The organism is Jatrophihabitans sp., assembly GCF_035474675.1.
GTDB lineage: Bacteria > Actinomycetota > Actinomycetes > Mycobacteriales > Jatrophihabitantaceae > Jatrophihabitans_A.
Map to the genome: position 1 here is coordinate 20,712 of NZ_DATINC010000140.1, position 13,528 is coordinate 34,239.

Annotated in this window: 10 protein-coding genes; 6 read left to right on the forward strand and 4 right to left on the reverse strand. The window is 68.1% G+C overall.

The genetic code is table 11. The features are described from left to right. Nucleotides 1-8: 8 nt before the first annotated feature. Nucleotides 9-1,907 carry a hypothetical protein gene (locus tag VLJ82_RS16100; protein WP_408664382.1) on the reverse strand — a complete coding sequence of 633 codons (1,899 nt, stop codon included), beginning with the start codon at nucleotides 1,905-1,907 and terminating at the stop codon, nucleotides 9-11. A 130-nt stretch (nucleotides 1,908-2,037) separates the two neighbouring features. Between VLJ82_RS16100 and VLJ82_RS16105 the strand changes: the two genes are divergently transcribed. From VLJ82_RS16105 to VLJ82_RS16115, 3 genes are all read left to right on the forward strand, one after another. After that, a complete protein-coding gene (locus VLJ82_RS16105) occupies nucleotides 2,038-2,865 on the forward strand; it encodes a hypothetical protein (RefSeq protein ID WP_408664383.1) in 828 nt (275 codons plus the stop codon). A gap of 158 nt (nucleotides 2,866-3,023) precedes the next feature. Next, nucleotides 3,024-3,410, forward strand: coding sequence for a hypothetical protein (locus VLJ82_RS16110; RefSeq protein WP_408664384.1), 387 nt, complete (start codon nucleotides 3,024-3,026; stop codon nucleotides 3,408-3,410). A 10-nt stretch (nucleotides 3,411-3,420) separates the two neighbouring features. Beyond that, nucleotides 3,421-3,957 carry a hypothetical protein gene (locus tag VLJ82_RS16115; RefSeq protein WP_408664385.1) on the forward strand — a complete coding sequence of 179 codons (537 nt, stop codon included), beginning with the start codon at nucleotides 3,421-3,423 and terminating at the stop codon, nucleotides 3,955-3,957. A 24-nt stretch (nucleotides 3,958-3,981) separates the two neighbouring features. Here the strand turns inward: VLJ82_RS16115 and VLJ82_RS16120 are convergent, their stop codons facing one another. Continuing rightward, entirely contained in the window at nucleotides 3,982-4,416 is a 435-nt protein-coding gene (locus VLJ82_RS16120; protein WP_408664386.1) for a VOC family protein, read from the reverse strand. Between the two features lie 359 nt (nucleotides 4,417-4,775). On the opposite strand from VLJ82_RS16120, the gene VLJ82_RS16125 reads away from it, so the two are divergent. The 3 genes from VLJ82_RS16125 (at nucleotide 4,776) to VLJ82_RS16135 (ending at nucleotide 10,167) form a co-directional block, all read left to right on the forward strand. Then, complete coding sequence (locus VLJ82_RS16125; protein WP_408664387.1) at nucleotides 4,776-6,656, forward strand: hypothetical protein; 1,881 nt, start codon at nucleotides 4,776-4,778, stop codon at nucleotides 6,654-6,656. Between the two features lie 150 nt (nucleotides 6,657-6,806). Further along, nucleotides 6,807-8,045: a hypothetical protein gene (locus VLJ82_RS16130; protein ID WP_408664388.1), complete on the forward strand. Its 1,239-nt coding sequence runs from the start codon at nucleotides 6,807-6,809 to the stop codon at nucleotides 8,043-8,045. 37 nt (nucleotides 8,046-8,082) lie between these two features. Beyond that, entirely contained in the window at nucleotides 8,083-10,167 is a 2,085-nt protein-coding gene (locus VLJ82_RS16135; RefSeq protein WP_408664389.1) for a hypothetical protein, read from the forward strand. Nucleotides 10,168-10,238: 71 nt separating this feature from the next. Here VLJ82_RS16135 and VLJ82_RS16140 read toward each other — a convergent pair whose 3' ends face one another. Both VLJ82_RS16140 and VLJ82_RS16145 read right to left on the reverse strand, forming a co-directional pair. Next, on the reverse strand, nucleotides 10,239-12,320 hold the full coding sequence (locus tag VLJ82_RS16140) for a M4 family metallopeptidase (protein WP_408664390.1): 2,082 nt from the start codon (nucleotides 12,318-12,320) through the stop codon (nucleotides 10,239-10,241). Between the two features lie 186 nt (nucleotides 12,321-12,506). Further along, the gene (locus VLJ82_RS16145; RefSeq protein WP_408664391.1) at nucleotides 12,507-13,031 is read right to left on the reverse strand and encodes a GNAT family N-acetyltransferase; all 525 of its coding nucleotides are present in this window, start codon (nucleotides 13,029-13,031) and stop codon (nucleotides 12,507-12,509) included. Nucleotides 13,032-13,528 lie beyond the last annotated feature (497 nt).

The following is a 13,528-nucleotide window of genomic DNA, read 5'->3' on the forward strand; positions in this document are numbered from 1 at the left end:
CGGGGCGGCTAGCTGGCCGGTACCGGCCGCCCGATCCGCACGTCGGAGATGCATGCGCCAGCCGCCCCGATGTCCAACCGCAGGCCGGTGAGTGTGGAGAGCCGCAGTGCGAAGGTCAGCTGACCGGAGCCGCTGACCAGGTAACCGCGCGAGAGCCCGGTCGCCTCGACCGGTGGTCCGGAGCCCGGATCGAGTGCGAAGCGCAGCGTGGTCGGAGTGGCCACCTGGTAGCTCAGCTGCACGTTCCACACACCCAACGGCAACCGCTTGCTGAGCCGCTGCAGGATCTGCTGCGGCCCGGTGCTGCACAGTCCCGGCACGCTGGCCAGCGTCCGGAACCGGGCCCGCCGCAGGTGCCCGCCGGCATCCACCACATACATCGGCTTACTCAGGTCGTCCGCGCTCACCGGGTGTCCGGTCACCAGTTCCGCGATCCTGGTCGTCTCGCTGTAGTTCCCGAAGCTGGCCGGCGCCACATCGAAGGGCACATAGGTGGTGTAGAGGCTCCACGGTCCCTGCCGGTCCAACTCGCCGACGCCGGCCCGCAGGCTGTTCACGTACCTGACGTTCAAGCCGTGCGTCCAGCGGTAGGACATCGGTATCGCTGTGACCAGATAGACCACGCACAGCGCGACCAGGGCGACAGCGGTGCCGAGCAGGTGCCGGCGGTCGACACCGAACAGGTCGCCAGCCAATGGATGCCGTCGGTTCGGGTGGGAGCCGCCGCCTGTGTGCCCGGGGACCGCCTCGGACGGCAACGCGGCCGGCCGCAGGATGGTGACGGCCAGGGTGAGCACCAGGAGCGGCAGCAGGTCCGCCACGTACCGGTACTCGTTGCCGACCTCAACGTGATAGATGGCCAGTCGGGCACTGGCAATGGTGTACTGCCCCGCCAGGAAGATGGCGAGGAAGACCAGCCAGGCGTTCACCGCGCGCAGGCGGTTGCGTACCAAGCCGAAGCAGACCAACGCCAGCAGCGCCAGTTGGCAGCCGGTCAGCCACCCCAGCGGCGGGTCCGCGAGGGATCTGACCACCTGCTGATGGGTCCGCAGCGAGCCGCCGAACAGGCCGGGAATCAAGGCATGGCTCCAGCAGACCCACAAGAAGTGCACCAGTTCGCCACGGGTGTAGCCAGGCTGCCTCGGCACCAGCTGGTGGGTCAGGTAGACCAGCAGGTATCCGGCCGTCACCCCGGCCAGCGCGAGATAGCCCGACCAGGCCTGGCGCAGCACCGCCAACACCTCTTTCGGCCGGGCCGAGCGGCAGGTAACCGCGGGTAGGAACCAGGCCGCGAATGCCGCGCCGAACAGGGTTCGCTCGTAGAAGGCGAGGCCAGCCAGCAGTGCGCTGCCGGCGAGGGCTCCCCAGAGCTGCCGGTACGGTCCGGAGTAGCAGCGCAGCATGGCGTACACGGTCAGCGCGCTGGCCAGGGCACAGCCGCTCATCTCCACCCCAGCGGCCCACCAGGCGGCCGCTGCTACCCATAGGCCGGTGGTGCTCACCATCGCGGTGAACACCAGATGCCAGGGGCTTGGTCGGAACGCCATTCGCAGGATCCGGTACACCAGCCAGGTCGTGACTCCGAAGCCCAGACATATCAGTGCCGCGGCGAGCGGGTAGTTCATCGGCGAGATCCGGTACAGCACCCAGGCGAGCACCCGTGTTCCCGGCTGCGGATGGCCGAAGATCGTGATCTCGAGGTACCGCAGGTTCAGCGGTGAGCGCTCGGCCAGCTCGAAGGCAAGGAAGTCGTCGACGTACCAGCCACCCCGGCCGATCATGGCGTAGAGCGCCAGCGCGGACACCAGGGACCAAGCCAGCGCCACCCGGTCCAGCAGCCACCACTCGCCGCGCGCCCCGGGCTGCGGAACGGCGGCCGGCTCGACCGACGTCACCGCGCTGGGCACGCGCGCAGTATGGCACTCCGGGCGCTGGGCGGAAGGGGTAATCGACGCATAGCATGCCGCACACCGTGGGCCGTACGACCGGAGCGCTGGGTCCCCGCACGCCGCGAGCCTTCGGCGCTAGGTTGACGACGTGAGGACAACCCGTTCCGAGGAGCTGCAGGAACTCGCCGAACTGGCGGTGCGGGCGCTGCCGGCCGGCGTCGAAGAAATCGTGCTGACTGGCAGCGTGTCGCGCGGAGTTGCCGACGAGCTGTCCGACGTCGAGATGCTGGTCGTTACCGGCCAGCTGCTCGACCGTGAGGAGTGCTTCGAGCACGCCCGTTCGATGGGCCTGACCGAGCTGGACTCGTGGGGCCCGCCACCGGCGCCTGCGCAGCATGTCTTCGGCTACCGCGCCGGCATCCCGTTCGAGCTGATCTGGTGGCCGCGTGCGTACGCCGAGGCACGCGTCGCGCAGGCGCGTGCCGGTGCGGAGGGAGCGACCGCGGACGCGCTGGTGCACGGGGTGCCACTGCGGACCTGCGGGCTGTTGGCCGGCTGGCAGGAACAGTTACGGATCTACCCACCGGAGGTCGCCGCGGCCCGCATCGAGACTGCCGCGTCGAGGTGGGGTGGCTTCGCGCCTGCCGGGGTGCTGACGCTGACCCGGGACGGTGACCGGGTGGCGCTGCAGGAGTGGCTGCTGGACGCCACGGCGCGGGTGCTGGCCATCGTCTTCGCCGTCAACGGGGTGTGGCAGCCGACGACCAAGCGGCTGGCAGCCCGGCTGGCGCCGCTCGCCGTGCAACCCGAGCGGTTGGCGGAGCGGCTCACGCTGACGCTGACAGAACCAGCTGCACGACGTGCGCTGCGGAGCATGACTGAGATCCAGCTGGAGACCGTGCTGCTCGCGCCGAGCGGTCCGAACATCGACCGCGCACGCGGCTGGTTGGCAGCGGCGTTAGAGCTACTTTGGTAGCGCGTCCGGTGCATGTCGTCGAATGGTAGGCACTTCGCCTGTCACTCTTTACACGAAATATGGATACGGAGGATGGTTGCCGGCACCAGCGGCAATGAGGAGTTCTCATGTCCGGGACCAGGCGCTTCATCAAGTGTGTTGCTCTAGGACTGGCCGTAGTGACGGCGACCATGTCATCTGCCGAGCCGGCAGGCGCCGCGGCTATCCGGCCGAGTCACGCGATCTACTGTGACCTATCGGCCGATGTGCCTTATCAGTATTACCGCGGCACCATAGTGTCGAGCATCGGCCGCGTGGTGTGCACTACGGCTCCCGATGTCATGCAGACCACCGTGATCATCTGGCGCTATGACGGCGGCGGCAGGTATACCGCGATCGCGCACAAGACCTCCAACCAGGTGGCGTCCGACCTGTACGTGATTGCGCAAGTGGGCTGTGACTACAACCGGGCCTTTCCGATGCACACGCAAGTGAAGTTCACTGCCTTCCACGGCAACTGGTGGAGTGACGAGGTCAACAGCCAAACGGTGACCATGTACTGCTGAGGCTGCAATCATGGAAAGCCAACTGCAGGAGGGTGCCTCGCCGGTTCCGCCCCAGAATGTGTTGCCGGCAATTCTGCCGCTGGCCGCGGTTCTTCACCGTCAGCCCGCGTTGGTCGTGAGCGTGACTCATGCCGAGGTGTACCCCTCGGGCTGTGCGCTGTTCGTATCGGTGCGGGCCAATGTCGTCACTCTCGATGAGCAGCGCTTCCTCGGCGGCCTGCTGGCGAACTATGCCCAGGACGTCGGCGAGTTCACGGTGGCGATCGTGAGAGACGGGCTGCGCCAGGTGGCGGAATTCATGACGATCGAGGAAGGCGGGTTGTTCTACCGAATCACGGCCGGCGGCAGCGGCCAGCATTACCGGATCTCCTATTGGCTGACTCCGTTGCCTGTCAAGTCCTGCACGCTGCTGGTCCACTCACCGCCACTGGGCATCGACATGGCCGAACTTGCGCTGGACCCTTCCCAGTTGGCAGCTGCTGCGCTGAGGGCAGAAGAACTATGGCCAGGACTGACCGGCGAGCATCAGATCCAGTCACCGGTGTGAGCAGCTCCGAGCGCCCGCACCTGTTCAGTCGAGGCAGAACTCGTTGCCCTCGGGATCTTGCATGACGATGCAGACGCCGTTGATGCCGTCGGCCTCCAACCGCTGCAGCCGGCGCGCGCCGAGCGCGACCAGCCGGCTGCACTCCGCCTCGAGCGCGTCCGAGCGTCCCTCCGGTGGCACGCCGGTGGCGGCACGCAGGTCGAGGTGCACCCGGTTCTTCGCCGTCTTCGGCTCCGGCACCTTCTGGAAGAACAGCCGCGGGCCGACGCCGTCGGGGTCGATGAGCGCCGCGCGGTCGTTGCGCTGCTCGGCCGGCACGCCCCAGGCGTCGAGCGCGGCGTCCCACGAGTCGAAGCCGGACGGTGGCGGCTGCTGGATGTAGCGCGTCGCCTCGGCCCAGAAGGCCGCATGCGCAGTCGGGTCGGCACTGTCGAAGGTCACCTGGAACTCGATCGCCATACGCCTACCTTGGCACAGGCCACCAAGGCGTATTTCGATTCGGGGCTACCTGCCACATTTCGTCCTACTCGGTTGTCATGCAGGTGTAACTGGTTGCGGGCCGGCTGTGCCTATCGGGTAGCCGGTGCCCTCGTTAGGGGTGTGCAATGCGCGTTGCTCTCGCGGCTCTGGCCGCCTGCCTGGTCCTTCCGGTGCTGGTCGTACCGGCCGAAGCGACAGCGCCTGCGCACCTTGCCACCGGAACAACGGCAAGCCATCCACCGGGTACCTACCAGCCGCTGAATCCGACCCGGGTCTTCGACACCCGCCCTTCGAGTCCGATCGCGGCGCGGACGACCGCTCGGCTACCGATCCAGGGCATGGCCGGCCTGCCGGCGTCGGGTATCTCGGCGGTGACGGTCACGCTGACCGTGCCGACTCCGGCCGCGGCGGGTTCGATCTCGGTGTTTCCGTCGGGCACCACCTGGTCGGGCGCGGCCACCATCACGTTCACCGCGGCCAGCACCCAGCAGAACACCGTCACCGCTGAACTCGGCGGCGACGGGGCGGTCTCGGTGCGCAACAACACCGCGGTCGCGCTGCACCTGGTGGCCGACGTGGTGGGCTACTACACCGTTGGCCCGGCCGTGTCCGGTGGGTACCAGCCGGTGCCCTTGCAACGCCTATTCGACACCCGGGCAGCCGGCTCGCAACCGGTGGCGGACCGCGCCACGGTCACCGTGCCGGTGGCCGGACGGGGCACCGTCCCGGCGTCGAACGTGAGCGCCGGCATGGTCAACCTCACCGTGCTGAGCCCGACCGTCAGCGGCTCGGTGTCGGTCTTCCCGGCCGGCACCTTGGGAGACGCCTCGACGACGGTCAGCTTCATCGCCGGCCAGACCGAGCAGAGCATGCTGCCCGCACAGCTCGGCAGCGACGGGGCGTTCTCGGTGCGCAACAACACCAGGGTCGCGCTGCAGCTGGTCATCGACATCGGGGGCTACTACGTCGCCGGATCGCCGCCCGCGCCCGGCGGCTATGTACCCGAAGCTCGGGACCGGGTCTTCGACAGCCGGAACTACGACCCGGACGGCGGGTGGTTCACCGCAGGCCAACTGCGGACGGTGCCGACCCTGGGCACCCCCCTCTACTACGACGACGGGTTCTCCACGCCGCACTGGGGGCTGCGGGCCGCGGCGATCCTGCTCACCGTGGTGTCGCCGAGCCGGGCCGGCTCGATCTCGGTACTCGCAGGTGACCGCGACTTCGACGGCAAAGCGACGGTCAGCTTTCCGGCCGGCCGGACCGTCCAGCGGCTGGTAACCGTCCGGATCCCCCCGGAGGGCACGATCCGGATCCGGAACAACACCTCGGTCACGCTGTCGGTGATAGCGGACATCGAGGGTTACTTCGCCGGCGTGCAGAACCGGTTGCACGTTGCGGACATCGCGACGGTCGACCCGCTCGAGGTCGCGGCCGATGTCTCCTGCACCTCGGCGAGCTTCTGCATGGCGGTGGCCGGCAGCGGCTCGGACGGCCTCGGCCGGGCCTTCCGCTACGACGGCAGCAGTTGGAGTGCCGAGTTCCACTCGTATGCCGCGCAGACCGCGGTGTCGTGCGCGAGCCCGACCTTCTGCGTAGGCGTGTCGCAGCAATCGGTGTCGACCTATGACGGCACGCGATGGTCGGCAGCGGTGGTCGTTGCGCCGGGGGAGAATCTCATCTCGGTCTCTTGCGCCAGTGCGAGCTTCTGCGTGACGGTGAGCCAGTACCACGGGCGGGCATATGTCTTCGACGGCACCGGTTGGGACACCGGCACAGTCCTCAACACGCAGGCGGAAACCTCCGCGGTGTCCTGCCCGACCGCATCGTTCTGCATGGCCTGGGCGGACGGCTGGTACCAGTGGAACGGCTCACACTGGTCCGGAACGGCCATCGATGCCGGCTCCGGCCACGTCTCGGTCTCCTGCGTGTCCGCGACGTTCTGCCAGTACGTGACCTTCGAGTACTCGGCCGTCTGGAACGGCACCAGCTGGCTGAGCACGCGAGCACCCGTCAACCATGATTTCGTCAGCATCTCGTGCCCGGCCGCCTACGCCTGCATCGTCAATGACGAACTCCAGCCCAGTGGTTGGGACGGCACCGAGTGGAGCATGCCGATCATCCGCATTCGCCAGCCGCTCTACATCCACGTGTCCTGCCCGACGGTGGACTTCTGCATGGTGATCGACCGCAAGAACGGCTACCGGCTCGACAGCTGACGCATCGAGATCTGCCGAGCGTTGGGGGCGGCACTGTTGAATGCGGTTGCCTGCCACATTCCGACCCAGCCGATTGTTATGTATGCAAACCGGTTGCGGGCCAAGGTTGCGCGCTTTCGCGTGGCTGGTGCCCTTTCTAGGGGGTGTGCGATGCGCGTTGCTCTCGCGGCTCTGGCCGTCTGCCTGGTCCTTCCGGTGCTGGTCGCACCGGGTGATGCGGTGGCCGCGGGGGACTCTGCCGCGACCGCCGTCGGCTCGCCCGGCGCGTACCAGGCGGTCAGCCGGGTCCGGGCACTGGACACCCGGAAGACCGGGGCGATCCCCGCCAAGGCCACCGCCAAGGTGCCGGTGACCGGTCTGGGCCAGGTGCCGGCCACCGGTGTGGTGGCCGTCTCGGTGAACCTTACGGTGCTGACACCGTCGGGGACGGGTTCGGTCACGGCGTTCGCCGACGGCACCAGCTGGTCCGGCGCGACCATGACCTTCCAGGCCGGGCAGACCGACCAGAACTTCGAGACGGTTCCGGTCACTGCGACCGGCCTGATCGACATCCGCAACAACACCGCGAACTCGCTGAACCTGATCGTCGACATCCTCGGCTACTACTACCCCTGGGGTTCCCCCGGTCGGTACCAGCCGATGACACCGACCCGGGTGCTGGACACCCGCACCGGCCAGCCGGTGGCCGCCGGCCAGACCCGCACCTTCCAGGTGGCCGGCCAGGGCGGCATCCCACCGCAGGGCGACTTCGCGCACCAGGTGGCGGTGGTCGCCAACGTCACCGTGCTGACGCCAAGCCGGTCGGGGTCGCTGACGGTGGGGGAGACCGACCTGAGGGTGAACACGGCCACCATGACCTTCGCCGCCGGGCAGACCGAGCAGGGCCAACTCGTGAACCTGCTGGACGATCACGGCGGGCTGTCCGTGCGCAACAACAGCGCGGCGGCCGTCCAGCTGATCGCCGACGTGGTGGGCTACTACGTCGAGGTCAACGTCACCGATCCTGGCACTTACCAGCACTTCAACGTGGGCGGGCACGACCGGGTCTATGACAGTCGGGCCACCGGGCAGGGGCCGGTAGCACCCGGCGGCACGGTAACGCTCCCCATCCAGGACCTGACCTTCCCGGACGGTGGTGACAGCGGCATCTGTGCACCCCTGCTGAACGTGACCATGCTGAGCCCGAGTACCGGTGGCTCGCTCTCGATCTGGCCGGACAGCGTTGCCTGGGACGGTGCCGCCACCGTCACCTTCGTGGCCCAGCAGACCAGGCAGCGCATGCTGATGATGAAGGTCGGGAGGAACTCCGGCGATGTCCAGGTCCGCAACAACAGCAGCGCCCCGATCACCCTGATCGTCGACGTCGACGGCTGGCGGACCTGCGTCTGATCCGTGATCCCCGACAAGTTCTAGTGGAGGTAGGCCGATGCGTACCGTCCTTGCCGCCCTGACCGCACCGTTGGCGCTGGTCACCGCGCTTGTTCCGCCGGCCGCCGCGACAGCGCCCGCACACCTCACCGCGGGGACGGCGGTAAGCCAGTCGCCGGGTACCTATCGGCCGCTGAACCCGACCCGGGTCTTCGACACCCGTCCCTCGCACCCGATAGCGGCGCGGACCACGGCCCGGATACCGATCCAGGGGGTAGCCGGCCTGCCGGCGTCCGGCATCTCGGCCGTGACGGTCACGCTGACACTGCCGACCCCCGCGGCGGCGGGTTCGGTCTCGGTGTTCCCGTCGGGCACCGCCTGGTCGGGTGCTGCCACCATCAGCTTCGCCGCGGCCAACACCCAGCAGAACACCGTCACCGCCCAGCTGGGCAGCGACGGCGCCATCTCGGTGCGCAACAACACCTCGGTCGCGCTGCAGCTGGTGGCCGACGTGGTGGGCTACTACACCACCGGCCCGGCGGTGCCCGGCGGCTACCGGCCGGTGCCGCTGCAGCGCCTCTACGACTCCCGGGCCGCCGGCTCGCAGCCGTTGCAGCCCGGCTACTCCGCCCTCGTGCAGGTGACCGGGCGTGGCGGCATCCCGGCCTCCGACGTGAGCGCCGCCGTGGTCAACCTCACCGTGCTGAACCCGGCCGCCACCGGCGCGGCCTCGATCTGGTCAGTCGGAACCTCCGAGGACGGCTCGACCTCGGTCAGCTTCGTCGCCGGACGGACCGAGCAGACCATGCTGACCACCAAGGTCGGCACGGACGGGGCATTCGGGGTACGCAACAACTCCAGGGCTCCGATGCAACTGGTCGTCGACATCGTCGGCTACTACGTCGCCGGGTCACCGGCTGCTCCGGGTGGCTACCTGCCGATGGTCCGTGACCGGATTCTCGACACCCGGAACCCCGACGGGGCCGGTGGGCCGTTCACCTCCGGCCAGCTGCGAACGGTGCCGACCCTGGGCGCCAACATCTCCCCGTACTCCGTCGTGCCGAAGACGCCGCACTGGGGACTACGCGCCGAGACGATCCTGCTCACCGTGATCTCGCCCAGCCGGTCCGGCTCGATCTCGGTGTTCGCCGGTGACCGCGGCTTCGACGGCAAGGCGACGGTCAGCTTTGCGGCCGGACCGACCGTGCAGCGGCAGGTCACCGTCCGGATCCCGCCGGAGGGCACCATCCGGATCCGGAACAACACCTCGGTGACGCTGTCGGTGGTGGCCGACATCCTGGGCTACTTCGCCGGCGGGCAGCACCGGTTGCACCTGACGTCCAGCTCGGTGATCGAACAGTTCGCCCTCGTCTCCGACGTCTCGTGCACCTCGGCCACCTTCTGCATGGCGGTCGGCACCGGCCGCGCCTTCCGCTACGACGGCAACAGCTGGAGCGCCGGCTCGCAGGGCGGAGGCAACGCGGTCTCGTGCGTGAGCCCGACCTTCTGCGTGGGCGTCGGGTCAGGAGCGGCCTGGACCTATGACGGCTCGCAGTGGTCGGAGGGGGTCCTGGTCACGCCGAACAGCGACCTCATCTCGATCTCTTGCGCCAGCACGAGCTTCTGCGTGGCGACGACCCAGTCCCACGGTTGGGTCTACACCTTCGACGGCACCAGCTGGGACTCCGGCAGCCAGCTCAACCCGTATGCGCAGAAGTCGGCGGTGTCCTGCCCGGCCAGCACGTTCTGCCTGGCCTGGGCGGACGGCTGGTACCGGTGGAACGGCTCGACGTGGTCGGCTACCTCCGACAGTCCCGGCGCCACCCAGGTCAACGGCGTGTCCTGTGTGTCCCCGACCTTCTGCCAGGACGCCAGGTTCGGGAGCTCGTCCGTCTGGAACGGCACCAGCTGGCTGAGTGCGCGAGCACCCGTCAACCACTCCCTGCTCAGCGTGTCGTGTCCGGCCGCCTTCGCGTGCGTCGCGGCCGACGACCGGGAGCTCAGCGGATGGGACGGCACCGAGTGGAGCATGCCGATCGCCACCACCACGGAGCGTGGCTCGGTTCCGTTCCGGGTCTCCTGTCCCACGGTGGACTTCTGCATGGCGGTGGACAGGGAAACCGGCTACCGGCTCGACAGCTGAGACCTCTCTCCGGCAGCCGCCGCGGGGAGTCGCCGGTCGAAGGGCCGGAGTTCTCTGACCCCTGGCGCTCGCTACCGGTAGATGGTGACGAAGCCGCTGAGGGTGTTGCCGGACGGCCAGGCGTCGTGGCAGACCCCGTCACTGCTGCGGTAGGAGCGGTTGGTCACCGTTCGCAGGATGGTGCCTGCGTTGCCGAAGCCGTCCCAGGACCGGCGGATGCCGTCGTTGCTGAAGTACGGGGTGTAGTAGCTCTCGGTGCCGGTGCAACCGGCCCCGGTGAAGTGGCTGATGTAGGCGGCCCTGACCTGCTTGCACGAGGCCTCACCACAGGGGAACCGGTAGATGGTGACGAACCCGCTGAGGGTGTTGCCGGACGGCCAGGCGTCGTGGCAGACCCCGTCACTGCTGCGGTAGGAGCGGTTGGTGACGGTACGCAGGGTGGTGCCCGCGTAGCCGTCGCCGTCCCAGGACCGGCGGATGCCGTCGGAGTTGAAGTACGGGGTGTAGTAGCTCTCGGTACCGCTGCAACCAGCCCCGGTGAAGTGACTGATGTAGGTGGCCTCGACCGGCGTGCACGAGACATCACCACAGACCGGTCCGCCGTTGGTGCAGGTCGGGTCGGCGGTCTGGGCCGGGACGCTGACCGCGTTCCAGGCTGCCTTGACCTTGTTGAAGTTGGTGCAGTCGCCGGGGGTGAGGTTCTTGGCGGCGTTCAGGGTGGCGGTGCGGTACTTCAGATAGCTCATCCCGGTGGTCTTGAGGAGCATGGCGTTGTAGAAGATCTTGCCGGCCGCCGGCACGCCGATGCCAGTCAGGGTGCTGCTGTTGCAGGTGGGGCTTGCCGGTTGGCCGTTGGTCGGGCTGGTGCCTTCGGCGAGCAGATAGAACCAGTGGTTGCCGGGACCGGCCGCGGAGTGGGTCTCCATGCCGGGCACGGTGGAGGAGTAGCAGTTCGGGTCGCCAGCCAGCGACGGGTTGTACATGTAGCGGATCGGGCCGGAGCCGGTCAGGTTGATCTCCTCGCCCACGGTGAAGTCAGGCGGGTCATAGGCCGATGACTCGTTGGCGTACCACTCGGTGAGGGCACCGAAGACGTCACCGGTGAACTCGGCCACCGCACTGGAGCCGATGCCGCCGGGGGTGTAGGTGTCGATGGCGTGGCCGAACTCGTGACCGATCACGTCCAGGGAGGAGATCCAGTCGCCGGCGGTGTTGTGCCCGACCGAGACCCGGCCGGTGCTGCTATCCCAGAAGGCGTTGACGGCGTCCAGGCCCACATACATCGGGAAGCCGGCGCCACCGCCGTCGATGCCGTTGCGGCCCAGCCAGGACGACAGCATGACCCACTCGTGCTCGACGTCGAACTTGGCGTCCACGCAACCGGTCTCGATGCTGCTGCCCACCCCGTTGCCCCACACGTCATCACTGCCGGAAAGGATCGCGCCGGTTGTGTAGTTGCGGCAGTTGAGGCCCGGGCGGGCCGGGTCGATCATGTTCCAGGTGGTGCTGGTCGGGTGGCTGGTGGCGATGCTCAACGGACTCGGACCGTTCCACTTGCCGGTGCCGGTGCCCTCGCGAACCTCGTCGTAGGAGTAGGCCACCGCGCCGGTGCTGGCATCGGTGAACACGTGCAATGTGCTCGGGAGCGCGCCGGTGTGGCTGGCCACTACCGTCTCGTACGCCAGCCGCGGGGTGCCCAGGGCCAGCACCACCTTGCGGGCGGCCGACACCGAGTCCACGGTCTTGCCGGTGGCGTGCGTCCGGGCGCTGGCTGCAGCTTGCGCGGGCGTCCTGGCCGCGGTGGTGGCCAGGTTGATCACGCTGTCCTGCGCGGCGGCGGTCGAGAGCACCCGGCCGGTGGCGTCGGTGACGACCACGAAGTCACCGCCGTAGACCGGCAGGCCCTTGTAGGTCCGGTTGTAGGGCACGTACTGCAGGCCCTCGCGGGTCGAGATCACCGACCCGGCGAGGTAGGCGTCGTCCTTGCTGGCATGGATCGAGGTGGGCCGGCCAGCGACCAGCCGGGCCGCCGCCTGCGCCGCCAACGCACTTGGAGATGCCTGCGGAGCGGGCGCGGCCGCGGCCGGGCCGGTGGTGAGCGCGAGACCGGTGACAGCGAAGGCGGCCATGCCGAGCAGGGCGGCCAGGGTCACGGTGCGACGAGGGGGAGAGGCGGCACTCAACATCTGGACCTCCGCGGCCATCAATAGAGTGACTGCACCCTAGACCCTTAATTGAACAAATCCTAGGAGCAAATTGAATTTCCAGATTGCATCTGGAGTTCAAGATTATGTCAAGCAAAAGAGAATTATTCGCCGGTGCAAACGGAGGGGGAGCGTTCACCTGCCCGGAGCATGCTCCGAACGCAGGATTCCCATCAGCACGATGTCCTCGTACCCGCCCCGGACCCACGCATGCTGACGCCGCCGCCCCTCGATTTCGAACCCGACCTTCTGGTAGGCGCGAATGGCGCCGACGTTCGACGCGATCGCCTGCAGATGGATTCGGCGCAGGTTGCGGCGTACGAATCCGAATTCGACGAGCTGAGTGATGGCAGCCGTTCCTATGCCGCGACCCCGGGCGTCGGGCACCAGAGCGATCCCGGCCTCTGCGTGGCCAGCGAACAAGTCGAACTCGAACAGCGACGCGCTGCCGACGGCCGTTCCGTCGACCTCGACCACGAAGGTCACGGTGTCCTCGCCTGCGCGTGCCGCAAGCCGCTCGTCGAACTGCTTCCTGGTCAGCGGAGCCGGCGCCCAGGGGTTGCGCTCCTCCCAGGTATCCAGGTCAGCGGCGATGCTGTAGAGGACATCGAGGTCGTCGTCGGTGCGCGTCCGCAGCGTCACCGTGGGCAGGCCGGGCATGGCTAGCACGGTAGCCGTCCTGGAGCGGCGACCTCGGCAGCGGCTCCACATCCTCGACGGCAACCTCCCCGGGGGGTCTCGCATTATGTCAACTGGTAAACCCCGTGCCCGCACCCTGCGGATGTCCTTGCGCCATACCATTACCTGACTATGAGCGAATTCGAGGAGCGCCTACAGAAGGCCCGCGCTGATGAGCGCGAAAGGCAAGCAGCTCGCCATCAGGCTGCGGAAATTGAGCGCGAACGCCGAGCTGCCCAAACGCAGCGTGCGCTCGCGTTAGCGTCGGAGATACATAAGGCGGCGGCGGTCTTGCAGCGCACGCCCCCTCCGCGGTCCAGAGGGTCGGCAGGGTATCGCAGCGGGCCGGTACGGTACCTGGATGGAGCGGTGAATGGGAGTGGCCTAGTTCGCCGGCTATTCGGGAGTCCAGGCCCTTACGGCTGGTCGGTCTATAACTATGTGTTCGTGCCGGTCGCTGGTACTCCTGTCGTCCGTAT

Coding starts and splice junctions, on each gene's coding strand:
- VLJ82_RS16130 (WP_408664388.1), top strand. CDS start 6,807: ATGCGCGTTGCTCTCGCGGCTCTGGCCGTCTGCCTGGTCCTTCCGGTG.
- VLJ82_RS16125 (WP_408664387.1), top strand. CDS start 4,776: ATGGCCGGCCTGCCGGCGTCGGGTATCTCGGCGGTGACGGTCACGCTG.
- VLJ82_RS16115 (WP_408664385.1), top strand. CDS start 3,421: ATGGAAAGCCAACTGCAGGAGGGTGCCTCGCCGGTTCCGCCCCAGAAT.
- VLJ82_RS16135 (WP_408664389.1), top strand. CDS start 8,083: ATGCGTACCGTCCTTGCCGCCCTGACCGCACCGTTGGCGCTGGTCACC.
- VLJ82_RS16145 (WP_408664391.1), bottom strand. CDS start 13,031: ATGCCCGGCCTGCCCACGGTGACGCTGCGGACGCGCACCGACGACGAC.
- VLJ82_RS16120 (WP_408664386.1), bottom strand. CDS start 4,416: ATGGCGATCGAGTTCCAGGTGACCTTCGACAGTGCCGACCCGACTGCG.